Source organism: Pseudothioclava arenosa (genome assembly GCF_002358085.1).
Classification (GTDB): domain Bacteria; phylum Pseudomonadota; class Alphaproteobacteria; order Rhodobacterales; family Rhodobacteraceae; genus Pseudothioclava; species Pseudothioclava arenosa.
On record NZ_NTJD01000009.1, the window covers coordinates 93452 to 115950 of the forward strand.

General features: G+C 65.8%; 27 protein-coding genes and 1 tRNA gene. 5 read left to right on the top strand and 23 right to left on the bottom strand.

The genetic code is table 11. The features are described from left to right. Positions 1-3: 3 nt before the first annotated feature. The 18 genes from CLN94_RS11970 to fabG form a co-directional block, all read right to left on the bottom strand. Entirely contained in the window at positions 4-666 is a 663-nt protein-coding gene (locus tag CLN94_RS11970) for a phage tail tape measure protein (RefSeq protein ID WP_096434186.1), read from the bottom strand. Positions 667-668: 2 nt separating this feature from the next. Then, positions 669-893: a rcc01693 family protein gene (locus CLN94_RS11975; RefSeq protein WP_096434187.1), complete on the bottom strand. Its 225-nt coding sequence runs from the start codon at positions 891-893 to the stop codon at positions 669-671. After that, on the bottom strand, positions 890-1216 hold the full coding sequence (locus CLN94_RS11980) for a gene transfer agent family protein (RefSeq protein WP_096434188.1): 327 nt from the start codon (positions 1214-1216) through the stop codon (positions 890-892). The genes CLN94_RS11975 and CLN94_RS11980 overlap by 4 nt, the downstream gene beginning before the upstream one ends. A gap of 1 nt (position 1217) precedes the next feature. After that, positions 1218-1631, bottom strand: a complete 414-nt coding sequence (locus CLN94_RS11985) for a phage major tail protein, TP901-1 family (RefSeq protein ID WP_096434189.1) — start codon at positions 1629-1631, stop codon at positions 1218-1220. Between the two features lie 81 nt (positions 1632-1712). Further along, positions 1713-2120, bottom strand: coding sequence for a DUF3168 domain-containing protein (locus CLN94_RS11990; RefSeq protein WP_096434190.1), 408 nt, complete (start codon positions 2118-2120; stop codon positions 1713-1715). Continuing rightward, positions 2117-2455: a head-tail adaptor protein gene (locus CLN94_RS11995; protein ID WP_096434191.1), complete on the bottom strand. Its 339-nt coding sequence runs from the start codon at positions 2453-2455 to the stop codon at positions 2117-2119. The genes CLN94_RS11990 and CLN94_RS11995 overlap by 4 nt, the downstream gene beginning before the upstream one ends. Then, positions 2455-3048, bottom strand: coding sequence for a head-tail connector protein (locus CLN94_RS12000; protein ID WP_096434192.1), 594 nt, complete (start codon positions 3046-3048; stop codon positions 2455-2457). The genes CLN94_RS11995 and CLN94_RS12000 overlap by 1 nt, the downstream gene beginning before the upstream one ends. Positions 3049-3247: 199 nt before the next feature. Next, positions 3248-4447 (bottom strand): phage major capsid protein, encoded by a 1200-nt coding sequence (locus CLN94_RS12005; RefSeq protein ID WP_096434193.1) that lies wholly within the window; start codon positions 4445-4447, stop codon positions 3248-3250. 40 nt (positions 4448-4487) lie between these two features. After that, on the bottom strand, positions 4488-5045 hold the full coding sequence (locus tag CLN94_RS12010) for an HK97 family phage prohead protease (protein WP_096434194.1): 558 nt from the start codon (positions 5043-5045) through the stop codon (positions 4488-4490). Positions 5046-5055: 10 nt separating this feature from the next. Beyond that, positions 5056-5289, bottom strand: coding sequence for a GTA head formation protein, RCAP_rcc01685 family (locus tag CLN94_RS12015; RefSeq protein WP_096434195.1), 234 nt, complete (start codon positions 5287-5289; stop codon positions 5056-5058). Position 5290: 1 nt separating this feature from the next. Then, on the bottom strand, positions 5291-6469 hold the full coding sequence (locus tag CLN94_RS12020) for a phage portal protein (RefSeq protein ID WP_096434253.1): 1179 nt from the start codon (positions 6467-6469) through the stop codon (positions 5291-5293). Positions 6470-6643: 174 nt separating this feature from the next. Next, the gene (locus tag CLN94_RS12025) at positions 6644-8017 is read right to left on the bottom strand and encodes a DNA-packaging protein (RefSeq protein WP_096434196.1); all 1374 of its coding nucleotides are present in this window, start codon (positions 8015-8017) and stop codon (positions 6644-6646) included. Next, positions 7941-8267, bottom strand: a complete 327-nt coding sequence (locus CLN94_RS12030; RefSeq protein WP_096434197.1) for a hypothetical protein — start codon at positions 8265-8267, stop codon at positions 7941-7943. Before CLN94_RS12030 ends, CLN94_RS12025 begins: the two co-directional genes overlap by 77 nt. A 218-nt stretch (positions 8268-8485) precedes the next feature. Then, positions 8486-9634, bottom strand: a complete 1149-nt coding sequence (gene mltG / locus CLN94_RS12035) for an endolytic transglycosylase MltG (RefSeq protein WP_096434198.1) — start codon at positions 9632-9634, stop codon at positions 8486-8488. Then, a complete protein-coding gene (gene fabF, locus CLN94_RS12040) occupies positions 9634-10896 on the bottom strand; it encodes a beta-ketoacyl-ACP synthase II (protein ID WP_096434199.1) in 1263 nt (420 codons plus the stop codon). Before fabF ends, mltG begins: the two co-directional genes overlap by 1 nt. A 130-nt stretch (positions 10897-11026) precedes the next feature. After that, on the bottom strand, positions 11027-11581 hold the full coding sequence (thpR, locus tag CLN94_RS12045) for an RNA 2',3'-cyclic phosphodiesterase (RefSeq protein WP_096434200.1): 555 nt from the start codon (positions 11579-11581) through the stop codon (positions 11027-11029). Positions 11582-11647: 66 nt separating this feature from the next. Next, positions 11648-11881, bottom strand: a complete 234-nt coding sequence (locus CLN94_RS12050) for an acyl carrier protein (RefSeq protein WP_096434201.1) — start codon at positions 11879-11881, stop codon at positions 11648-11650. Positions 11882-12083: 202 nt separating this feature from the next. Next, the gene (gene fabG / locus CLN94_RS12055; protein WP_096434202.1) at positions 12084-12821 is read right to left on the bottom strand and encodes a 3-oxoacyl-ACP reductase FabG; all 738 of its coding nucleotides are present in this window, start codon (positions 12819-12821) and stop codon (positions 12084-12086) included. A 173-nt stretch (positions 12822-12994) separates the two neighbouring features. Between fabG and CLN94_RS12060 the strand changes: the two genes are divergently transcribed. Then, on the top strand, positions 12995-13642 hold the full coding sequence (locus CLN94_RS12060; protein WP_179300306.1) for a DUF2726 domain-containing protein: 648 nt from the start codon (positions 12995-12997) through the stop codon (positions 13640-13642). A gap of 5 nt (positions 13643-13647) precedes the next feature. Here the strand turns inward: CLN94_RS12060 and fabD are convergent, their stop codons facing one another. The 3 genes from fabD to CLN94_RS12075 form a co-directional block, all read right to left on the bottom strand. Continuing rightward, on the bottom strand, positions 13648-14589 hold the full coding sequence (fabD, locus tag CLN94_RS12065) for an ACP S-malonyltransferase (protein ID WP_096434204.1): 942 nt from the start codon (positions 14587-14589) through the stop codon (positions 13648-13650). Positions 14590-14739: 150 nt separating this feature from the next. Further along, positions 14740-16149: a type I glutamate--ammonia ligase gene (gene glnA, locus CLN94_RS12070; protein WP_096434205.1), complete on the bottom strand. Its 1410-nt coding sequence runs from the start codon at positions 16147-16149 to the stop codon at positions 14740-14742. 65 nt (positions 16150-16214) lie between these two features. Continuing rightward, on the bottom strand, positions 16215-16553 hold the full coding sequence (locus CLN94_RS12075; RefSeq protein WP_096434206.1) for a P-II family nitrogen regulator: 339 nt from the start codon (positions 16551-16553) through the stop codon (positions 16215-16217). Between the two features lie 173 nt (positions 16554-16726). Between CLN94_RS12075 and CLN94_RS14240 the strand changes: the two genes are divergently transcribed. From CLN94_RS14240 to tig, 4 genes are all read left to right on the top strand, one after another. Further along, the gene (locus CLN94_RS14240) at positions 16727-17347 is read left to right on the top strand and encodes an NAD(P)H-hydrate epimerase (RefSeq protein WP_096434207.1); all 621 of its coding nucleotides are present in this window, start codon (positions 16727-16729) and stop codon (positions 17345-17347) included. Between the two features lie 34 nt (positions 17348-17381). Continuing rightward, on the top strand, positions 17382-18236 hold the full coding sequence (locus CLN94_RS14245; protein ID WP_096434208.1) for an NAD(P)H-hydrate dehydratase: 855 nt from the start codon (positions 17382-17384) through the stop codon (positions 18234-18236). 55 nt (positions 18237-18291) lie between these two features. After that, a tRNA-Leu gene (locus tag CLN94_RS12090) sits at positions 18292-18375 on the top strand. Positions 18376-18524: 149 nt separating this feature from the next. Beyond that, positions 18525-19859 (top strand): trigger factor, encoded by a 1335-nt coding sequence (tig, locus tag CLN94_RS12095; protein ID WP_096434209.1) that lies wholly within the window; start codon positions 18525-18527, stop codon positions 19857-19859. A gap of 67 nt (positions 19860-19926) precedes the next feature. On the opposite strand, the gene CLN94_RS12100 is transcribed toward tig, so the two are convergent. Next, positions 19927-20991 carry a PQQ-dependent sugar dehydrogenase gene (locus CLN94_RS12100; RefSeq protein ID WP_096434210.1) on the bottom strand — a complete coding sequence of 355 codons (1065 nt, stop codon included), beginning with the start codon at positions 20989-20991 and terminating at the stop codon, positions 19927-19929. A 71-nt stretch (positions 20992-21062) separates the two neighbouring features. Beyond that, entirely contained in the window at positions 21063-22367 is a 1305-nt protein-coding gene (locus CLN94_RS12105; RefSeq protein ID WP_096434211.1) for a mechanosensitive ion channel family protein, read from the bottom strand. Positions 22368-22499 lie beyond the last annotated feature (132 nt).

The window sequence follows — 22499 nt, forward strand, 5'->3', positions numbered from 1 at the left end:
TCCTCAACGATTGCGATCGCCCCGCGCGAGCATCCGGCCCATCTGCGCGGCAATCTGACTTTGCGAGCGCTGGAAACCGCTCACATCGGGGGTCGAGATGTTCATCACCACATTGACCGGGCGCGACGAGCCCTGCGCCTGCACGCCCAGCCGTCCATCCGCCGTCCGCGTGAGCGGCATGATCGCCTCGGGGCCCGCCTCGCCCATCAGCCCGGTCGCACCGCGCATCGGGAATGTCGTGGGCGCGCTGACCACCCCACCCTTGGCAAAGGGCATCACCCGCCCCTGCGCAAAGGCCCCGCCATTGGCAAAGGGAAAAGCGCCGCTCAGCATGCCGTTCAGCCCGCTCGCCAGCGCACTGCCCAGCGCGTTCTGCACCGGCCGCATCGCGATGTTGTAAACCGTCTGCGACAGGCTCTCGCCGACCTGGCGCAGCGCATCCGAGAGCTTCATCCCATCAAACACCACCCCGTCAAACGCGCGCTTCAGGCTGCGCCCGAGGCTGTTCGACAGCGTGCCCACCTCGCGACTGGTGAACACCATGCTGTCACGCATCCGCAGCAGCTCATCGCTGAAAGCCGCCGTCATCACCTCGGCTCCACCAAGGTTTTTCTCCAGCGCGGCCGCCTGCTGGCTCAATCCATCCAGCCCGTCCACCTCGACCATCTTCACATCCTTTCAGAATTGTCAGGCGCCACGACGGGCGCACCATCGGGCCATTGCGCCGAAAGCGCCTCAAGGCGCGCCCGGGTCAGTGGCGGCGGGCCCGCGACCTGCCCAAGCATCAGTGCCAGCTCCGCCGGCGTCAGCCGCCAGAACTCCCAGGGCCGCAGCCCAAGACCCCGCAGCCCGACCCGCATCAGACCCGGCCAATCGAGCCCGCCGCGGCTCATTCCCCGGCCCCGCCCGGCACCGAGAAGGCGCGCGCCAAGAGCTCCGCCGCGATCCGCGCCGCAGCCACCGGCCCGCCACCGATCTCGACCGAACGCAGTTCCGCCGCGCGCCCCTGCCAGCCGCCGCCACGCAACCCGGCAACCAGCAGCGCCAGCACGTCACGGCTCGAAACCCGCCCCGCCTCGAACCGCGCCACCAGCCCCAGCAGATCGCTCTCGGCCAACTCCGCCTCAAGCTCGGCCAGGGCGCCCAGCGTCAGCTTGGCCACATGCGGCACGCCATCGAGCACCACCTCGACCTCACCAGCCATCGGGTTCGCCATCTCAGATCGCCACGAAGCTCAGCGCGCCCGCCGAGGCCATCGTGACCTCATAGGTCGCCTCGCCGTTGTAGCTGCCCGAATACTCGATCCCCGAGATCATGAAGGCGCCCTGTATGATGCCGAAATCCGGGATGATGACCTGGAATTCCGGGCGCTCGCCGTCGAAAAAGATCTGGCGCGCGCGCTCATCGGTCGCCGCGTCCTTGAACACGCCCGAGCCCGAGATCGAGGCCGATTTCACGCCCGCCCCGCTCAGCAGTTCGCGCCAGCCACCCTGGCTTTCCAGCGAGGTCACATCGACCGTCTCCGCGTTGAAGCTGATCCGCGAGGCGCGCAGCCCCGCGATGGTTTCGAATTGCCCCGCCCCCGAAAGGTCGAGCTTGATCAGAAGGTCCTTGCCGTTTTGGGCAGCCATGAGAGGTCTCCGTTAAGTCATGAAATTGGAACGGCCCGCGGCATCACGCCGGGCCGCGACAGGCGCGCATCTCGCCGGGGCTCAGCCCTCGACGCGCGCCCGGAACGTCAGGTCGATCCGGCGCGATTCACCGGTCTCGACACGCCGCGCCTTGGCCTTGAGGAACCACAGCCCCACCAGCGCGCCACGCGACAGCACCAGAGGCGCGTCGATCAGCACGTCGCAGATCGCCGCCGCCACCTCTTTCGCGCTCTGGAACCCCGCCGCATCGGTAATCACCGAGACGACGAACTCATGCACCGCCCCCGGCCCGCTCTTGTCCGAGGCATCGACCGCATCCTCGGGCCCGAGCGAGACATAGGTCCCGCTGACCGGGCCCGGCGGCACCGCATCATGGATCGCGCCGCCCACCAGCGCATCCAGCGCCGGATCGGCCACAAGCGCCTGATAGACCGCGGCCTGAAGCGCCGCGCTCACCGCATAGCTCATGCCACGACCTCCTCTCGGGTAAAGCAGGTCAGGTAATGACCCGCCGCATCCGCCTCGGCGACGGCGAGGATGCGAAAGATCCGCGTCCCGTCACGCAAGCGCTGTTCCGGCAGAGGCCGCCGGGGCGAACCCTCGGGCGCGGCCCGCACCACGATCTTGAAGGGCACCGAGGCCAGCGTCACGAATTCGCCCGCGCGCTCGACGCCGGTGCCGGGCGTCACCTCGGCCCAAAGTTCCCCCAGCGCGACCCAGCTCAACGCGAAGCCACCCGCGCCATCGGCCAGGCGCTCGGGCGCCTCCAGCACCAGTTTCCGGTTCAGGTTCGGGACTGCCATCAATGCCCCCCCAGAATCCGCACCGTGCGCCAGCGCTCGATCAGCGCCATCACGCCAAACGACATCTCGCTGCCCGTGCCCGCACCGTCATGGCGTGCCTCGAAATATTGCGCCGCCAGCAGGAACACCGCCTGCGCCAGATCCACCGGCAGATCGCTCCAGACCGGGCCGAACCCGGCGGTAAAGTCGATCTCGACCCGCCCCGCCAGCGGGATCGCCGGCAACACCCCAGACCCGGCCGTCAGCCGCGGCCGCGCCATATCCTCGACCAGCACGTAGCGCGCCGGGTCGATCACCTCGATGCTGCCATCGCGCGCCACAAGCCGCATCTCCGACACCGCGCGCACCGGCGCCACCGGCAATGGCTGCGCCATGTCATTGCGCCAATGCTCCAGCGACAACGAGAAATCGCGCGAAATCAGAACCTTGCTCGTGCGCCCCTCGATCGCCGCAAGCGCGGCCCGCAGATAGGCCTCGAGCGCGGCATCCTCGGCGCCCATATCGGCAAAGCCCGTCCCAAGCCGCAAATGGTCCCGGAACTCGGCCACCGGCAGCGCTGCCGCGTCCACCGCCGTCAATTCGTTCAGCATCATGAAAACTCTCCGAAAGTCGCGTGTGCGCCGGGCCCTTCGCGGAAACCGGCCTCTCTGGCAGATCGGGCGCAAGCCCTGCCACCGCCGCTCGGACGGAGGGAGCAGCTAGGCGACGGCGACCAGCCCGCGCCCGCCCTGAGCCGAAACAGCTCCGGCTCAGAACCGGGGAGCCATCAGCCCCCCGACCCCGTCCACCGCCTTACAAGACGGCGAATTTGAGCAGCTTGATCGCCGCGAAGTCGCTGACGTCACCACCCACGCGCTTCGAGGCGTAGAAGATGACATGCGGCTTGGCCGAGAAGGGATCGCGCAGCACGCGCATCTCGGGGCGCTCGGCCACGGTGTAACCCGCACCGAAATCGCCAAAGGCGATCGCGGTCGCGTCGGCGGCGATGTCGGGCATGTCCTCGGCAATCACCACCGGGTAGCCCATCAGGCGCGCCGGCTCGCCCGCCTGCAGACCGTCAGTCCAGAGGAAGCGGCCATCGGCATCCTTCATCTTGCGCACCGCACCCGCGGTTTTCGAGTTCATCACGAAGCTCGCATTGGCGCGGTATTCGGCGTCCAGCGCATAGACCAGATCGACGATTGCATCGGCCGGGTTGGCGCCCGAGAAATCGCCGTTCGCGCCGGTCGCGACATAACCCAGCGAGCCCCAGGCCCAGATGTCATTGGCAACCTTCGAATGGGTCAGGAAGCCGGTCGGCTTGTCGACGCCGTCGCCATTCACGAAGGCCGCGGCCTCGGCGCGGGCGAATTTCTCGGCGATGCGCTTGGCCAGCCAGGTCTCGACATCAAAGGCCGAGTCATCGAGCAGGCGCTGCGAGGCCTTCGGCATCGCGGCCAGCTCGTGCAGCGGGATCGAGACACGCTCGATCTGCGGCGTCGCGGTCTCGGTCAGCGCGGCGGTTTCCGTCGCCCAGCCCGAGCCCAGCTCCGAATGATCGACCAGCACGTCATAGGAGGTCGCCTCGACATTGACGACATTGGCGATCGAACGGATCGACGCGGTCGAGCGCAGCACGCCCTGAATGGTCGCCGCGGTCTGCGGATCGACAAGATAGCCGCCCTCCGCCGCGACCGCGGTATTGAGCGCCTTGCCCTCGAGGGTCAGGCCACGCAGGCCGTCGTCGTCGCCCGAACGCAGATAGGCAGCAAAGGCCTTCTGGTGCGGCGCCTCTTCGGTGGCGGCGATGGAAAGGGCGGGACGCCCGGCGGTGATGGATTTGGTCTGCATCATGGTCAAACGATCTTCCTGTTGCTCGAACTTGGATTTAACTTCTTTCTGAAAGATTTTGATTTCCCTCAGAAACCCGGCCAGCGCGGTTTTCACCTCAGCCGCCGGGTCAGGGGCCTCGGACATGCCCGTCCCGGCCCGAGCCTTGGTCTCGGTCTTCATCTTCACTCCATTCTCAGTGGCTCAAAGAGGCTGGGCCCGCTCAGCGGTCAGCCAGTTCGGCGGTGGCCTCATGCAAGACCTCCGCCAGATCACGCCAGATCGCGGCATCAAGGCCTTCGCCCTTCGCCGCCACCCGCGCCTCGCGGAGCATCGGGAAGGTCACGAGCGACACCTCCCAAAGCTCCAGTTCCGCAAGAAGCCGCTGGCCTTTTGCGTCCTTCTCGGCGGCAATCGTGCGATAGCCGATCGACAAACCGTCGATCGCCCCCGCCTCGATCAGCGCCGCCGCTTCTCGTGCACGCGCCACGTCGGGCAACAGACGCCCCTTGACGTAGAGCCCGCGCTCATCCTCGTGGATCTCATCCCAGATGCCGATCGGCTGCGCCGGATCGTGCTGCCAGAGCATCTTGACCGAGCCGCCCCGCGCCTTCAGCCGCTCAAGGCTGGCGCGATAGGCACCCCGCAGCACGACATCGCCGCCCTGATCGGCCAGACCGAACAGGCTCGCATAGCCCTCGATCACCCGACCCTCGGTCAAGGTGACCTGAGCCTCCTGCTTGCAGAACTTCAACTCAAGACCGTAATCATCAGTATTCATTTGATTTTCCTTATCTAGGCGCAAATTCAAGAACGCCCTGGACCGCCTGCGTCAGGATCACGGCCACGACCCCGTAGACCGTCATCCACAGGCGCCGCTCCAGACCCTCGATCATCGTCTCGATCCGCTCCAGCCGCTTCTCGACCTGGCCGAATTGCAGCTCCATGATCTTCTCGGTCGCCTCGAAGCGCTGCTCGTGGACCTCGAAGGGCTCTTTCAGAAAGCGCGACCCGCCGGTGCCCATCTCAGCCCTCCGCCAGCGGCGGCAGGCCCAGCAGCGCACGTTTCTCCGCATTGGTCAGGAAATCCGCCCCGCCCACGCGCTTCCATTGCTGGTCACGCTCGGCCGCCAGCGCCGGGATCTGGTCGAGGTCGGGTTTGAGCATGATCTGCGCGCCCAGATGCAGCGACAGCCATTCCGAAACCGAGGCCGCCACCCGCGTCACCAACGGCAGCACCGTCAGGCGATAGAACGCCCGATGTGCCTCGGCGTAATTCGCATAGGTCGCCTCGCCCGGAATACCCAACAGCATCGGCGGCACCCCGAAGGCCACGGCGATCTCGCGCGCGGCGGCCGCCTTGGTCTGATGGAACTCCATGTCCGAGGGGCTGAACCCCATCGGCTTCCAGTCGAGCCCTCCTTCAAGCAGCATCGGACGCCCGGCATTGCGCGCGCCCTGATGGTGGGTCTCCAGCTCAAAGACCAGCCGGTCATACTGATCGGGGCTGAGCGTGCCCTGCCCGTCACCCCCCTTGTAGATGATCGCCCCCGAGGGCCGCGCGGCATTGTCCAGAAGCGCCTTCGACCAGGCGCTGGCCGAGTTGTGCACATCCATCGCCGTGGCCGCCGCCTGCATCGGCGAGAGCCCGTAATGGTCGTCCTGCGGGTGGAAGCTCTTGATGTGACAGATCGCCTCCGGCCCCAGCCCCATGTTGAAGCGATGCTTGCGACCGCCGACCGAATAGTCATAGGCGACCGGCCAGCCATCGGCACCCGGCACGATACTCATCCTGTCCGAACGCAGCACATGCAGCTCGCGCGGCAGGCCCGGCTCGGCGCTCACCGCCTCCAGATAGCCATCGCCCGACAGCAACAGCTGGCCATACAGCGCCTCGAACAGCTCGGCCTTGCCCTGCCCCGGGTTCGGACGGCGGATCAGGTCCACCACCGGGTGGATCTCATAGCGGCGCTCCGCATCCTGGCACACCAACGGCAGCGCGGCGGCCGCCTCGGCGATCAGCTTCACGCAGCGAAACCCGATCGGATTGCCGGTAAAGCCCAACCGCGTCAGCGAGGCGGTGTCACGCGGGCTCCAGGCAACCCGCCCCGTCCCGCTCGCCATCGCCACGATCCGCCCGGTCTTGGAGGCCTTGACCTCCGGAACCGTCTCGACGGCCGTCTTGCGAAAAAACTTCATTCCCATTGCCTTCTCCTCATCGCACCGCCCGCCCACCGCATCGGGCGAAGGGCGCTCAGCCAAAGAAAAAGGGCCGGGAAATCCCGACCCTTCGTAATCCGTTCCAATCGCCGCGCCGCGGGGATTTCGCACCCCCGCACCCCTGCGGAGTATTTCCGGCTCGATGAAAGCCAGGGGGCGCTAGAGCCTGCGCACCTGTGGGCGCCGCCAATGCGCCGCAGGCTCGATCATCAGCTCGGTCACCGCCCAGACCAGCGCATCCACCCGGTCGGGCGAGCCCTTGCCCTGATAGCCCTGCACCGTCATGCGGCACATCTGGTCCTCCAGCGCGCCCAGCCGCGCCGCGGCGAGGTGACAGATGCGGCCCTGTTCATAAAGCGCCGCCACCGGCTCGGCCCGCGCGCTCTTGCCACGCCCGGCCCGCAGCGCCTTGAAGGGCACCAGCGGGTCGATCTGGCGCAACACGGTCTCGATCAGGTCACCACCCTGGTTCACCTCGGCCACGAGACGCTCGGCGCCATGGCGCTCCATCGCGGCGATCGCGGCATGGGCCCAATCGGTGGGCCGGCCCCGCGCCGAAGCGTCTTCGAGCACATAGGCGCGCCAGTCCTGCACCGGGCCGCGCGTGACCGCCCCGACCACGAGGATGCCGCATTCATCCGACCCGGCATGCGCCGTCACCGCCGGGTCCAGCGCCACAACGGTGCGATCAAGTTCCGGCAGGCTTTCGACCCGCGCGGCTTCAAGCTGCGCGCTCGTCCAGAGCGCCCCCTCGACATCCTCGAGCAGCATTCCGTCCAACTCCTGGCGACCAAGCCGCGTGCCGCCATAGCGCGCCTGCACCTCTTCCAGGAAACTCTCAGCCAGATAGGCACGGTTCGCCTCTGTGGGCGCGTGGGTCACCACCGTCGAGGGGTTGTTCAGGATCGTCTTGAGCACCCCCACATTGCGCGGCGTCGTGGTGATCACCTGCTGCGGATGATCGCCCAGCCGCAGCGCGAATTGCAGCATGTCCCAGGTGTCCTCGGCCTTCTTCCACTTGGCCAGTTCATCCACCCAGGCGGCATCGAATTGCGGCCCCCGCAGCCCTTCAGGTTCCGAGGCCGAAAACGCCGTCGCAGTCGCGCCATTCGGCCAGACCAACCGCCGCCGCGTCGCCTCCCACACCGGGCGGCGATCGGGCGGCGAGCAGGCCAGTATCCCGCTATCGCCGAAAATCATCACCTCGCGAACCTGATCAAAGGTCTCGCCCACCAGTGCCATGCGTTTCGCCCTGCCGGGGTCGAGCGGGCGCGCACCCTCAACCATCGCGCGCACCCACTCGGCCCCGGCCCGCGTCTTGCCCGCACCGCGCCCGCCCATCACGACCCAGCTCTTCCAGGCCCCGGCGGGCGGCAGCTGATGCGGCAGCGCCCAGAACTCGAACAACCACGGCAGGGCCAGAAGCGAATTCTCATCCAGCCCCGCCAGAAACGCGTCAACATCCTCCGGCGTCGCGGAGGCAAGCCAGGCGGCGCCCGATCTCAGTTCGTGCGGCGTCGAAGTCGAGCGCATGATCCCGGACGACCCCGGCAGCATCTCTGCGGAGTTTTTCAACACGGTTCCTTTCTTCCATTGCCGTTGACAGGGCGGCCCGAAGCTCGCGCACGGCCTGACGCGCGGCCTTGGCCTCGCTCACATCCCCCTGTCGGATTTCCTTGAGCGCGGCCGTCAAATCCGCGACCGCGCCGTGAAACAGCTCTTCCGTTGCTTCCAGCGAGAGTGCCGAAAGCAGCCCTTCCTCCTGTGGGAAAGTACTATCCATCTGTTCTGAACCCGCCTCTCATGCCGTTGTCCGCACGAGCGAAATGAAGAAGCGCCAACGGGTTTCCCCGCGGCGCTTGCCCACTTCTCCTAGCATGCCATATATCTACCTTAGAGCGTTCACGATGTCAAGTTCTAAATCCAAGGTTGTATTTTGCGAGATGAAAAACCCCGCGCGGAACGCGGGTTTTTTTCAATGATTTCAAAGGCGCGCTGACGTCACTGCTGCTGTTTTTCGATCGCACGCCATTTGGCGACGTTGCGATTATGCTCGGCCAGCGTCTCGGCAAAAGCATGCCCGCCCGAGCCATCGGCCACGAAGAACAGGTACTGAGTCGCCTCCGGATGCATCGCCGCCTCGATCGAGGCCCGCCCCGGATTCGCGATCGGCGTCGGCGGCAGCCCGTCGATGACATAGGTGTTGTAGGGCGTCTCGCGCTTCAGCTCGGACTGGCGCAGCCCGCGCTCCAGCACACCCTGCCCGTTCGTCACCCCGTAGATCACCGTCGGGTCGGTCTGCAGCTTCATACCCTGACGCAGCCGGTTGACGAAAACGCTCGCCACCTGCCCGCGCTCGTCCGGCACGCCGGTTTCCTTCTCGATGATCGAGGCCATCACCAGCGCCTCTTCGGGCGTCTGATAGGGCAGATCGGCGTCGCGGCCCTCCCAGGCCTCGGCCAGGATCTTCGCCTGACGCGCGGCCATCTCATCCAGGATCGACTGCCGCGTCGTGCCCTTCTCGATCGCATAGCTGTCGGGCGCAAGGCTTCCCTCGGGCGGAACCGCTGCGATCTCGCCCTCAAGCTCGGCAATCGCCTTCAGCCCCTCGACCACCTGCCAACTGGTCACACCCTCAGCCAGCGTGACGCGCAGCCGCAGGTCGCCCTTGTCGCGCGCCTTTGCCAGCGCCTCGGGCGCGGGCTCTTCGGCAAAGCGCCACTTCGCCACCTCGACATAATCGCGGCTCGCCGGGTCCAGCTCGCGCAGGACCGCATCATTCACGCGCACACCGATCCGCAGGTTCAGCTCATTGCCGCAGGTCGCCGGGCCACCGACGGTCAGCTGATCGACAATCTGCTCCATCGAGCTATGCGGCTCGATCAGATAGGAGCCGAACTTCAGAAGATGCGCCTTTTTCGAGTAATCCGCCCCTGCCCGGAACAGGTATTCCGACGAGATCGCCCCGGCCTCCGTCAGCGCGCCGGCCACCTTGCCGATGGTCGCGCCCTTGTCCACGCGGTAACAGATCGCCTCGGCCAAAGGCCCCGGCGCGCGATATTCCCGCTGCGCCCAGGCCAGCAAGCCGAAGGCCGCCACCAGCAAGACAATCGCCAGCGTCAGAAAGGTCGAAACGATGTTACGCCACATCAGTCGGTGACCTTGCCCATCACCAGCGAGGCATTGGTGCCGCCAAAGCCGAAGGAGTTCGACAGCGCGATGTTGATCTCACGCTTGCGCGCGGCATTCGGCGCAAGGTCGAGCTTGGGCTGCACCGCCGGATTGTCGAGGTTCAGCGTCGGCGGCGCAATCTGGTCACGGATCGCGAGGATGCAGAAGATCGCCTCCACCGCGCCCGCAGCCCCCAGAAGGTGGCCGATCGAGGATTTGGTCGACGACATCGTGGCCTTCGCCGCCGCATTGCCCATCAGCCGCTCCACCGCGCCCAGCTCGATCGTATCGGCCATGGTCGAGGTGCCATGCGCGTTGATGTAATCCACCGCATCCGGCGTGATCCCCGCGCGCTTCAGCGCCGCCTGCATCGAGCGGAACCCGCCATCGCCATCCTCGGCCGGCGCCGTGATGTGATAGGCATCGCCCGACAGGCCATAACCCAGAACCTCGGCATAGATCTTGGCGCCGCGCGCCTTGGCGTGCTCGTATTCCTCCAGCACGACAACACCCGCGCCCTCGCCCATCACGAACCCGTCGCGATCCTCGTCATAGGGGCGCGAAGCCTTGGTCGGCTCGTCCGCGCGCTTGGTCGAAAGCGCCTTGCAGGCGTTGAAGCCTGCGATCCCGATTTCCGAGATCGGGCTTTCCGCGCCGCCCGCCAGCATCACGTCGGCATCGCCCCACTGGATCAGCCGCGCCGCATCGCCAATCGCATGCGCACCAGTCGAGCAGGCCGTCACCACCGCGTGGTTCGGCCCCTTGAAACCATAGCGGATCGAGACCTGGCCCGAGATCAGGTTGATCAGCGACCCCGGGATAAAGAAGGGCGAGACACGCTTGGGCCCGCGTTCCTTGATCAGAACGGCCGTTTCCGCGATCGTCGAAAGACCGCCGATCCCCGAGCCGATCATCACGCCCGTGCGCAGACGGCTTTCCTCGTCCTCGGGCATCCAGCCCGCATCGCGCACCGCCTGATCGGCCGCGGCCATCCCGTAGAGGATAAAATCATCGACCTTGCGGCGCTCTTTCGGCTCCATCCAGTCGTCGGGGTTGAACGTCCCGTCCGAGCCATCCCCAACCGGGATCTCGCAGGCGTATTTCGTGGTCACGTTCGACGCATCGAACCGCGTGATCGGCCCGGCGCCGGACTGCCCTGCCAGCAACCGCTTCCAGGTTTCCTCGACACCGCACGCAAGCGGCGTAACCATACCGAGACCCGTGACAACAACGCGACGCATGCTTTACCTCGTCAGTGAAAACAATCCCTGCTCTGATACACGCCCGCGCGCGGCCACGCAACGCATTGGCGACGTTTGCACCCGCGCCGGGCGGCGCGCTGCCTAAGCGTTCAGCACAGACGCGCGCCGATTACCCCAGCGGATAGTGTGACAGCGCGGTGTAGCGCGCGCCCTCGGGGCGCAACTCCGAGGCATAAAGCGTAGCGCCCTCGGCCGTCATTCCGGGCAGCGGCGCCTCAGCCTGCGCCTGCCCGCGCGCCTCGAGCCACTGCGCGAGGCGGCAGGCCTCACCGGGCTCCATCCGCGCGCGAAACCGCGCCAGCGTGACATGCGGGCGAAACCGGCGCCGCTCCAGTGCGATCTCGGCCCGCCGCGCCGCCTGCGCCACAGCGCGCTGCAGCGCGACCAGTTCGGGCACCGGCTCCACCGCTAGCGCCAAAAGCCGCGGGTGCTCCGGATCGAACAACTCAAGCCCGCCAAAGCGCAGCGCGGGCGCCGGCAGGTGAATATCCGCCAGCCCCTCGTGCAGCGCCTCGATCTGCCATGGTTCCAGATCGTCAAGAAAGGCCAGCGTCAGGTGCAGCGACTCGCGCGGCACCACCCGCCCGATAGGCAGGCCCTCCTGCAAGTGCTCGACCGCATCAAGCACCAGCTCCGACAGCCCGATTCCGACGAAACAGCGCATCCCGCCCCCCGAAACGAAAAGCGGCGCCCCAAGGGGACGCCGCCTGCATTCTCAGATCCGAAGGGATCAGGACGCTTCGGTGATGAACTTCACCGCGTCGCCGAAGGTCTGGATGGTTTCGGCGGCGTCATCCGGGATCTCGATGCCGAATTCTTCTTCGAAGGCCATGACCAGCTCGACGGTGTCGAGGCTGTCGGCGCCCAGGTCGTCGATGAACGAGGCGGTTTCGGTGACCTTGTCCTCTTCCACGCCCAGATGCTCAACGACGATCTTCTTCACGCGATCAGCGATATCGCTCATGTTCGTTCCTCAATCTCGCGGACCCTTGGGCCCTGTCTGATATCCTTGCTCGTTCCGAGCGGTTCAAGCGCCCCGCTTGCGCAAGGCCGCCGGCAGGCGGGTCCTCCCCCGGCCGTCCAGCCCGCTTCTAGCACAGTCTTGCCCGATGGCAACACGCTTTTCGCGCCTTTTGAAGCGGCCTCTGGACGCAGGGGAAGCCGGCTCAGATCATCGCCATCCCGCCGTTCACGTGAAGCGTTGCGCCAGTGACATAGCTCGCTTCCGGACTGGCCAGATAGAGCACCGCAGCCGCGATTTCCTCGGGGCTGCCCATGCGGCCCGCGGGGATCTGCTTGAGGATATTCCCCTTCTGCTCGTCATTGAGCTTGTCGGTCATCGCGGTGGCGATGAAGCCCGGCGCGACGCAGTTCACGGTGATGCCACGGCTCGCGACCTCGGTCGCCAGCGACTTCGACATCCCCACCAGCCCCGCCTTGGCAGCGGCATAGTTGCCCTGGCCCGGGTTACCCGTCGCGCCCACCACCGAGGTGATGTTGACGATACGGCCCCAGCGCGCCTTCATCATGCCGCGCAGCACGCCCCGCATCAGCCGGAAAGACGCCGTGAGGTTCACGTCGATCACCGATTGCCACTCGTCATCCGACATCCGCATGAACAGGTTGTCGCGCGTGATCCCGGCGTTGTTCACCAGAATATCGAGCCCGCCCATAGCGGCAGCAGCGGCTTTCGGCAGCGCCTCGACCGACTCCGGATCCGACAGGTTCGCCGGGCAGACGAAAGCCCGCTCGCCCAACTCGGCCGCCAGCGCCTCCAACGGCTCCACCCGCGTCCCCGAGAGCGCAACATTCGCCCCCGCCGCGTGCAGCGCCTTGGCAACCTCGGCACCAATCCCCCCCGAAGCGCCCGTCACCAGCGCCGATTTCCCAGTCAGATCGAACATGACCACTCCTTCACCTCTTCCCGGACGTCATAGCAACGAAGTCTCTCCGCCGCCAGCCTTTGAAGAGCCGAGGTACGATTGCCGCCCTCAACGGTGACTTGAAGATTCCAGCGATCCGCCGGAAACTGGCGGCATTTCAAAACTGATTTGGTGCGCGAATGGATTTCCCTGGAATGGATAATGTGATGCGGACGCTCAGCCTGGCGTTCGCAGCCGTCGTAGCAATCGGCTTCATCAGACTTCTCGCTGAAATCGGTATCAAATCCATCAAGCGCCGCCGCCGATCCCACGTCTCTTCAACCCGAAGCACGCCATTCGTCCCTAAAGCCCTGAAATCCCCCGACCACCTGCAGCTTGTAGCAGAGGCCGCGTTTCAACGCGTGCCGCTCCTGAACAAATCCGAGGCACGGCTGCTTCCGATCCTCGAAAAGCTTGTTCGCGAACTCGGGCAAGGGCATCGCCTGCTGATCCAGGTTGCTTTGGGCGAACTGCTTTGTGCGGCCAACGCAGATGGCAAGCCCAATTACGGGCTTGAAGCGAACCGGGCGATCAACGCCAAACGGCTCGATTTCGCGATCATCGACCGTCGCGGCCTCATGGTGGCGGCTATCGAATATCAGGGCAGCGGCCATCACCTGAATTCCAACGCCTTCATGCGCGATGCCGTCAAGCGCGAGGCGCTGCGCAAGGCCGGTATCACACTGATCGAACTGCCGCCCGATGCCGATGAGGCGCTGATCCGCGACAGGCTGAACTCTGTCGCGGATCTTCCGCTCGCGGCCTCGTTGCGTCGCGAGCCGCCTTTGTCACGCGAAAGCTGAGGGCCTCAGCCTTTCAGCTTGGCGATGTCTTCGGGGGTGCCGATATTGGCCTGCGCAGTTTCCTTGGCGATGCGTTTGATCATCCCCGAGAGCGCCTTGCCCGCGCCGATTTCCCAGAATTCGGTGACGCCCTGGCCGACCATCCACTCGACCGACTCGCGCCAGCGCACCGAGCCGGTGACCTGCTCGACCAGCAGCTGACGGATCAGCTCGGGGTCGGAAACGGCTTCGGCGCGCACGTTGGCCACGACCGGTACCACCGGCGCGTTGATCTGCGTGCCCGCCAGCGCCTCGGCCATGGCGTCGGCCGCAGGCTGCATCAGCGCGCAATGGAAGGGTGCGGAGACCGGCAGCATCACCGCGCGCTTCGCGCCCGCCGCCTTGGCGATTTCCACCGCGCGTTCGACCGCCGCCTTGTGTCCCGAAACCACCACCTGCGCGGGGTCATTGTCATTCGCGGCCTGGCAGACCTCATTGCCGGGCCCGGCAGCCGCGGCCTCGCCCGCGATGCGGGTCGCGTCATCAAAGCCCAGACCCAGCAGCGCCGCCATCGCGCCGACGCCCACCGGCACCGCCGATTGCATCGCCGCACCGCGGATGCGCAGCAGCTTGGCCGCATCGGTCACGCTCAGCGCGCCCGCCGCGCAAAGCGCCGAATATTCGCCCAGCGAATGGCCCGCCACGAAAGCCGCATCCCCAACCGAGAAACCCTCGGCCTCCAGCGCGCGCAGCGCCGCGATCGAGGTCGCCATCAGCGCGGGCTGGGCATTCGCCGTCAGCGTCAGCTCGGCGATGTCGCCCTCCCAGATCAGGCTCGACAGGCTTTCGCCCAGAGCCGCGTCAACCTCGTCGAAAACCGCCTTGGCTGCCGGATAGGCCTCGGCCAGCGCCTTGCCCATTCCGATCGTCTGCGCGCCCTGACCGGGGAATACGAATGCACGGGTCATGCCACCCTCCTCTGATGTCGCTTGACGCCGGGTCTAGCGCGCGCAGGCGCCTGACACAATATCTTGGGCCGCCCGGTGCCCGGAATTCAACGCCGCAGCGCAACGAAAAAGGGCGCCCGAAGGCGCCCTTTCCCGTAACTACCGTGCTGATTAGCACGAGTAGTACATCTGGTACTCGACCGGGTGGGGGGTGTGCTCGTAGGCGTACACTTCTTCCCACTTGAGCGCCATGTAGCCCTCGAGCTGACCTTTGGTGAACACGTCACCGGCCAGCAGGAAGTCCATGTCGGCTTCCAGAGCTTCCAGAGCTTCACGCAGCGAACCGCAAACGGTCGGGATCGCGGCCAGCTCTTCCGGCGGCAGGTCGTAAAGGTCCTTGTCCGAAGCCGGGCCCGGATCGATCTTGTTCTTGATGCCGTCGAGGCCAGCCATCATCAGCGCCGCGAAGCACAGATAGGGGTTCGCCGACGGATCGGGGAAGCGGGCTTCCACACGCTTGGCTTTCGGCGATTCGGTCCACGGAATACGGACGCAGCCCGAGCGGTTGCGGGCCGAGTAGGCGCGCAGAACCGGAGCCTCGAAGCCCGGGATCAGACGCTTGTACGAGTTGGTCGACGGGTTGGTCAGCGCGTTCAACGCCTTCGCGTGCTTCAGGATGCCGCCGATGAAGTACAGCGCTTCCTGCGACAGGTCAGCGTATTTGTCGCCGGCGAAGAGCGGCTTGCCGTCTTTCCAGATCGACATGTTCACGTGCATCCCCGAGCCGTTGTCGCCTTTCATCGGCTTCGGCATGAAGGTCGCGGTCTTGCCATAGGCATGAGCGACGTTGTGGATGACGTATTTGTACTTCTGGATGTTGTCGGCTTGCTCGGTCAGACCGCCGAAGATCATGCCCAGCTCGTGCTGACAGGTCGCCACTTCGTGGTGGTGCTTGTCGACCTTGATGCCCATGCGCTTCATGGTCGAGAGCATCTCGCCGCGCAGATCCTGAGCTTCGTCGATCGGGTTGACCGGGAAGTAGCCGCCCTTGTGGCCGGCGCGGTGAGCAAGGTTGCCCATCTCCATCGCCGCATCGGTGTTCCAGGCCGCCGCTTCGGCGTCGATCTGGTAGCCGACCTTGTCCGGGGTGACCGAGTAACGCACGTCGTCGAACAGGAAGAATTCAGCTTCCGGGCCGAAGTAGGACGCGTCACCGATACCGGTGGCTTTCAGGTAGGCTTCGGCTTTCGCAGCGGTGCCGCGCGGATCGCGATCATAGGCTTCGCCGGTGTCGGGCTCGACCACGTTGCAGTGCACGCAGAGGGTTTTCTCGGCGTAGAAGGGGTCGATGTAGACCGACTTCGCGTCCGGGATCAGCTTCATATCCGACTGATCGATCGACTTCCAGCCAGCGATCGAGGAACCGTCGAACATGAAGCCTTCTTCGAAGAAGTCTTCATCGACCAGGTCGGCGATCAGCGTCACGTGCTGCAGTTTGCCGCGCGGGTCGGTGAAGCGAACGTCAACGTATTCGACTTCCTCCGACTTCATCAGTTCGAGAGCTTTTTTCACTGCGCCCATTGCAAATTACCCTTTCTGTGGAGCGTGGGTCATCAGGCCTGCGGCCCGAATTCGAATTTCTGTTATCAGACCGCGTCGTCGCCGGTTTCACCGGTGCGGATGCGGATCGCCTGTTCGATCGGCGAGACAAAGATCTTGCCGTCGCCGATTTTTTCGGTGCGCGCGGCCGACGTGATCGCTTCGATGGCGGCATCGACCATATCGTCGGGCAGCACCATCTCGATCTTCACCTTGGGCAGGAAATCAACGACATATTCGGCGCCGCGATAGAGTTCGGTATGACCTTTCTGACGGCCAAAGCCTTTCACTTCGATCACCGAAAGACCCTGAATTCCGGCCTCTTGCAGCGCTTCCTTCACCTCATCGAGCTTGAAGGGCTTGATGATCGCCTCAATCTTTTTCATGCAGCCGACTCCCCCGACATATTTTGCGCACCCCCTCAGACCACTTTCCACGCGCGCCCGCAATCGGCTAGCTTGGAAGAGGCCAGCGAGGCCACGGGATTCCAAGTGGTGCGCTTAAATTTTCATCACTTCGCCTCATCCGCAAGCGATTTGAAAACTTTTTCCGGGATTAAATGACCGAAATACTCACTTCCGCCCAAATGCGCGCCATCGAAGCCGCTGCGATCGACAGCGGCCGGGTCTCGGGCCTTGAGCTCATGGAGCGGGCGGGCAGAGGCGTCGCGGACGCCACCTTCGCGACCTGGCCCGAGCTGATCTGCGCGCCGGGCCGGGCGGTGGTGCTGTGCGGGCCGGGCAATAATGGCGGCGACGGATATGTGATCGCGCGCCTCCTGTTCGAGCGCGGCTGGGATCTGCGCCTTTATACTCTTGGCGACCCCGCGCGCCTGCCGCCCGACGCCGCAGCCAATGCAGCGCGCTGGCAGGCGTGCGACATCGGCAGCACGCCCCTCGACCCGCAAACACCCACCGCCCTGCCGGAAGCCGATCTGAGCATCGACGCGCTCTTTGGGATTGGTCTGACCCGCCCGCTGCCGCCGGGCGTCGCGGGACTCCGACTGCCAGGCCACCGGATCGCGGTGGATGTGCCCTCGGGGCGTGATGCCGATGCAGCCCAAGACCTCGGCCCCGCCCTGCCCGCCGATCTCTGCGTCACCTTTCACCGTGAAAAACCCGTTCACGAAATGCTAAAGCGTGAGGGCGTAAAAATCGTGGTCGCGGATATCGGCCTGTGACCGCGCCCGAACCGCCTAAACCGCCGGAGACCCCATGATCCAACACATCACCCCGGATAGCGCGATGCGCGCGGCCCTCGCGAAATCCCCCGAGGCGCATAAATACAGCCACGGCCATGCGCTGGTGCTGGCGGGTGGCCCGGGCAAAGGCGGCGCCGCACGGCTTGCGGCCCGCGCGGCGCTGCGCGTGGGGGCGGGGCTGGTGACCGTGCTCGCGCCGCAATCCGCGCTGGCCGAGAACGCGGCCCAACTCACCGCCGTGATGCTCGATCCCCTACCCGATGCCTTCAGCCTGCGCGGCATCTTGCAGGACAAGCGCAAGAACGCGCTTTTGCTGGGCCCGGGGCTGGGCCTCGCGCGCGCGCAGGAAATGGTGCCCGCAGCACTCTGGGGGCAACGCGCGACGGTGCTCGATGCCGATGCGCTGACCGCCTTTGCCGACGACCCCGAGCGCCTGTTCAACCACCTCCACCCCGCCTGCGTGCTGACCCCACATGAGGGCGAGTTTGCCCGGCTCTTTCCCGATCTCGCCGAAGCCCTGCGCACAGGCGCCCTGCCCCGCCCCGAGGCTGTCCGGCAGGCCGCTGCGCGCGCGGGCTGCACGGTGCTCCTGAAAGGCGCCGACACGCTGATCACCGCGCCCGACGGCGCGATCGCGCAAAACGGCGCGAGCGGCGACCAGGCGGCGCCCTGGCTCGCCACGGCGGGCTCGGGCGATGTGCTGGCGGGGATCATCTGCGGGCTTCTGGCGCGCGGATTTGCGCCTTTTGACGCGGCCTGCACCGGCGCCTGGCTTCATGCCGAGGCGGCGCGCAGATTCGGCCCCGGCCTGATCGCCGAAGACCTCCCCGAGGAACTCCCCGCAGTGTTCCGCGCGCTCGGCCTCTGAGCGCGCGGAAATCCCCCTTTCCCCCGCCCGCGCGCCTTGCTAGAGAGGCGCCAATGCGGGTGTGGCGGAACTGGTAGACGCACCAGATTTAGGTTCTGGCGCCTTTGGCGTGGGGGTTCGAGTCCCTTCACCCGCACCAAATCCCCTCTTCCCCCGGGCTTTGCCCGCGCAAGCTGGCGAACACGCCCGTTTTCGCCTTGCCTCCAAGGCCCGCGATCAATAGAAGGGCGGCTGAAATTTCGATTGCCTGCCGCGGAGCGTCCGCGGCCCAAGAACGAAGGACATCCCATGCAGGTCACCGAGACCCTCAACGAAGGCCTCAAGCGCGGCTACAAGATCACCATCACCGGCGCCGAGCTGGATGCGAAAGTCACCGCGAAACTGGAAGAAGCCCAGCCCGAAATCGGGATGAAAGGCTTCCGCAAGGGCAAAGTCCCGATGGCCATGCTGCGCAAGCAATTCGGCGAGCGCCTGATGGGCGAAGCCATGCAGGAAGCCGTCGACGGCGCGATGTCCGAGCATTTCGAGACCTCGGGCGACCGTCCGGCGATGCAGCCGCAGATCGAGATGGAAAACGGCGAAAGCTGGAAGCCGGGCGATGATGTCGTGGTGACCGTGTCCTACGAAGCCCTGCCCGCGATCCCGGAAGTCGACCTGACCGGCCTCAAGCTTGAGCGCCTCGTGGTCAAGGCCGAAGACGCCGCCGTGACCGAGGCCCTCGAAAACCTCGCGAAATCGGTTCAGAACTTCGAGAAGCGCCGCAAGGGCACCAAGGCGAAAGAGGGCGATCAGGTCGTGATCGACTTCGAAGGTTTCGTCGACGGTGAGGCCTTCGAAGGCGGCAAGGGCGAGGATTACCCGCTCGTGCTCGGCTCGGGCTCGTTCATCCCGGGCTTCGAAGACCAGCTGGTCGGCGCCAAGGAAGGCGAAGAGGCCGAAGTCAACGTCAAGTTCCCCGAGCAGTATGGCGCCGCCCATCTCGCCGGCAAGGACGCGCTGTTCAAATGCACCGTGAAGGAAGTTCGCGGCCCGAAAGACGCCGAGATCGATGACGAGCTGGCGCAGAAATTCGGTGCCGAAGACCTCGCCGCGCTGAAAGGCCAGGTCGCCGAGCGTCTGGAAGCCGAATACAAGGGCGCGGCCCGTGCGATCCTCAAGCGCGGCCTGCTCGACCAGCTCGACGAGAAGGTCAAGTTCGACCTGCCGCCGAGCCTCGTCGAGGCCGAAGCCGGCCAGATCGCGCACCAGCTCTGGCACGAGGAAAACCCCGAGGTCCACGACCACAACCACGGCTCGATCGAGCCCACCGACGAGCACAAGAAGCTTGCCGAGCGCCGCGTGCGTCTGGGCCTGCTGCTCGCTGAACTGGGCCGCAAGAACGAGATCGAAGTGACCGACGCCGAGTTCACGCAAGCCGTGATGAACCAGGCGCGTCAGTACCCGGGTCAGGAACGTGCCTTCTTCGAATTCGTGCAGCAGAACGCCCAGATGCAACAGCAGCTGCGCGCGCCGATCTTCGAAGACAAGGTCGTCGATTTCATCACCCAAGGCGCCGAAGTGACCGACAAGGAAATCACCAAGGAAGACCTCGAGAAAGCCATCGAGGCCCTCGACCAGATCTGATCGCGCCCAGCCGCGTGATCGAAGGGCCGCGCCGCAAGGCGCGGCCCTTTTTCGTTCGGCTTTCAACTCAGGGCGTGAGCCGCCGCAGCCGCCCGCGCGCGTCATCCTCGATCACCCAGACCGCGCCATCGGGCGCCTCGGCGACATCCCGGATCCGCGCGCCCATGTCATAGCGCGCCTCTTCACGCGCGGGGTCACGCGTCACCACCACCAGCGCCTGGCTGCGCAGCCCGCCAATCAGCAACCTGCCCTGCCAGTCGGGAAACAGCGCGCCCTGATAGGCGATCATCCCCGAAGGCGCGATCACCGGCGTCCAGTAAAGCTGTGGGCGCTCGGCGGTGGGGTCGGTGTCATGATCCGGGATCGGCAGGAGCGAGTAGTGATCGCCCCAGGACACGCGCGGCCAGCCATAGTCGCGCCCCGCGCGGATCAGGTTCAGCTCATCGCCGCCGCGCGGGCCCATCTCATGCTCCCAAAGCTGACCCTCGGCGTCAAAGACCAGCCCATATTGGTTGCGATGCCCGGTCGAGACGACCTCCGGTGCGGCCAGCCCCTCCGGCGTCATCGCAAAGCGCAGGATCACCCCGCGCATCACGCCCGGCCCCATCGTCTCGGGGCGCATCCGGTCGCCGACGCTAAGGTAAAGCATGCCGTCCTGAAAGGCGATGATGCCGCCCGGCTGCCCGCCCCCGCCCGACGGCACCTGGCGCCACAGCTCGCGCAGATCCTCCAGCCCCGCCGCCCCCAGCCGCGCCGAGAACAGCGCGAGGTCCCCGCCTTTTCGGGCTCCCGGCACGACTGCCGTCAGGAAAAGCCGCCCATCCGGCGCGAAGGCCGTATCCAAGAGCCCGTTCTGCCCCGCCGCCTCGACCGCGGGCACGCCCGCAAGCCGCTGCTTCTCCCCCGCGTCGCTGACCCGATAGAGCGCACCGCCGCGCTCAGACACCAGCCAACCGCCCTCGGGGATGCGGGTCAGCGACCAGGGCGTGTCAAACCGCGCGATCGTCTCGCTGCGAAAGGTGGGATCGACGGCACGATTGCCGCCGGCATTCTCTTCGGCCAGCGCGGGCGCGGCGCAAAGAGCGAGGGAAAGGGAAAGGGAAAGGGAAAGGCGGGGCAGGAAATGGGGCATGGCAAGGTCCGGTCTGGCTATGACCTCCAAGCTAGGTCAGGCGGCGCGCCTGTCCAACCCCGTTGCGCCAATCAGCCGGCCAGAGGTGCCCCGCCCTGCCCTTTGATCTCGATCACGCGATGCGGATAGGGGATCTCGATGCCGTTGTCTTTCAGTGCGTTCCAGATCAGGAACAGCACGTCCGAGACATATTTGTTCGGACCGTCATCCAGCCCGCTGACCCAGAATTCCACCGCGAAATCAATGCCGCTCTCGCCAAAACCGCGCAGCTCGCAATCGGGCGGCGCGGGCGAGTCGAGCACCTTGGGATGCTTGGCCACCGCCGCCTCGATGATCGCGGGCACAAGGTTGATATCGGTGTCGTAGCTCACGGAAAACTCCGCCTCGAGCCGGTTCGCCGAGCCCTGATCCGAATAATTCACCACCCGGGTGGTGATGAAATGCTCGTTCGGAACCACGATCCACTTGCCGTCGAAGGTTTCGAGGATGATCGAGCGCATCGTCATCTTGACGATCGTGCCCTGTTCGCCGCCATCCAATTCGACGTAATCGCCAACCGTCGCCTGACCCTCCAGCAGCAGGATGATGCCCGAGATGAAGTTGGAGGCGATCTGTTGCAGGCCAAAGCCGATCCCGACGCCAAGCGCGCCCCCGATCACCGCCAGCGCCGTCAGGTTGATGCCCATCACGTTCATCAGGATCAGGAAGGCGACGCCGTAGATCGCCACCACCGAGGCCTTCAGCGCCAGCTGCCGCGTCGCCGGGCGCAGGTCGGTCTGGCCCTCGATATAGGCCTGCGAGCGATTGTCGGACCAGCGCCCGAGCCAGAAGATCAACCCGCCGAACAGCCCGAACTTGACCAGCCAAAGCAGGTCGAACGATAGATTGCCCAGCGGCACCTTGAGCTGCGACAGGTACTCGGAGACGACCGGCAGCAGCCCCAGCGCATAGACCGCCGCGATCGGCAGAATGAAAAACCGCCCATAGGTGCGTAGGAAATTGTCACGCAGCACGTCGCGCACGAAGCTACGCACCACGAGGAACAGCATGAACCGCTTGGCAAATCCAAGGATCCCGCCGGTGCCAAAAGCGCCCCGGATCACCTCTTCGGCGACCGCGACGAAGCCCGCGATCAGCAAGGGCGCCAGCAGCGGCATCAGCCGCGCGAGCTGGCGCTGGCCAAGCGCGATCACGCCGCGCGCCCCCTCAGCGGGCGTCAGCACGCGTAGCAGGATCGGGCGCAGCGCCCGCGTCGCCATGCGCGCGCCGAGCACCGCCACCACCAGCGCCACCGCCTGCCCCCAGGCTGCGGGCGTCACCGCCCAGTCGCGGGCCATCTCAAGATAGGGGCGAAGTTTTTCGAGCAGGTCGGTCATCTCGGTCTCCGGCGCTGGCTGTGCGCCACAGGTTTACGCAAAGGTCCAGGTTCCGGCAAGCGCCCTGCGCGGCAAGGTGCTGCCCCGGGAACGAAAAAACCGCGCCCCGAGGGGCGCGGTTCGATCAGACCG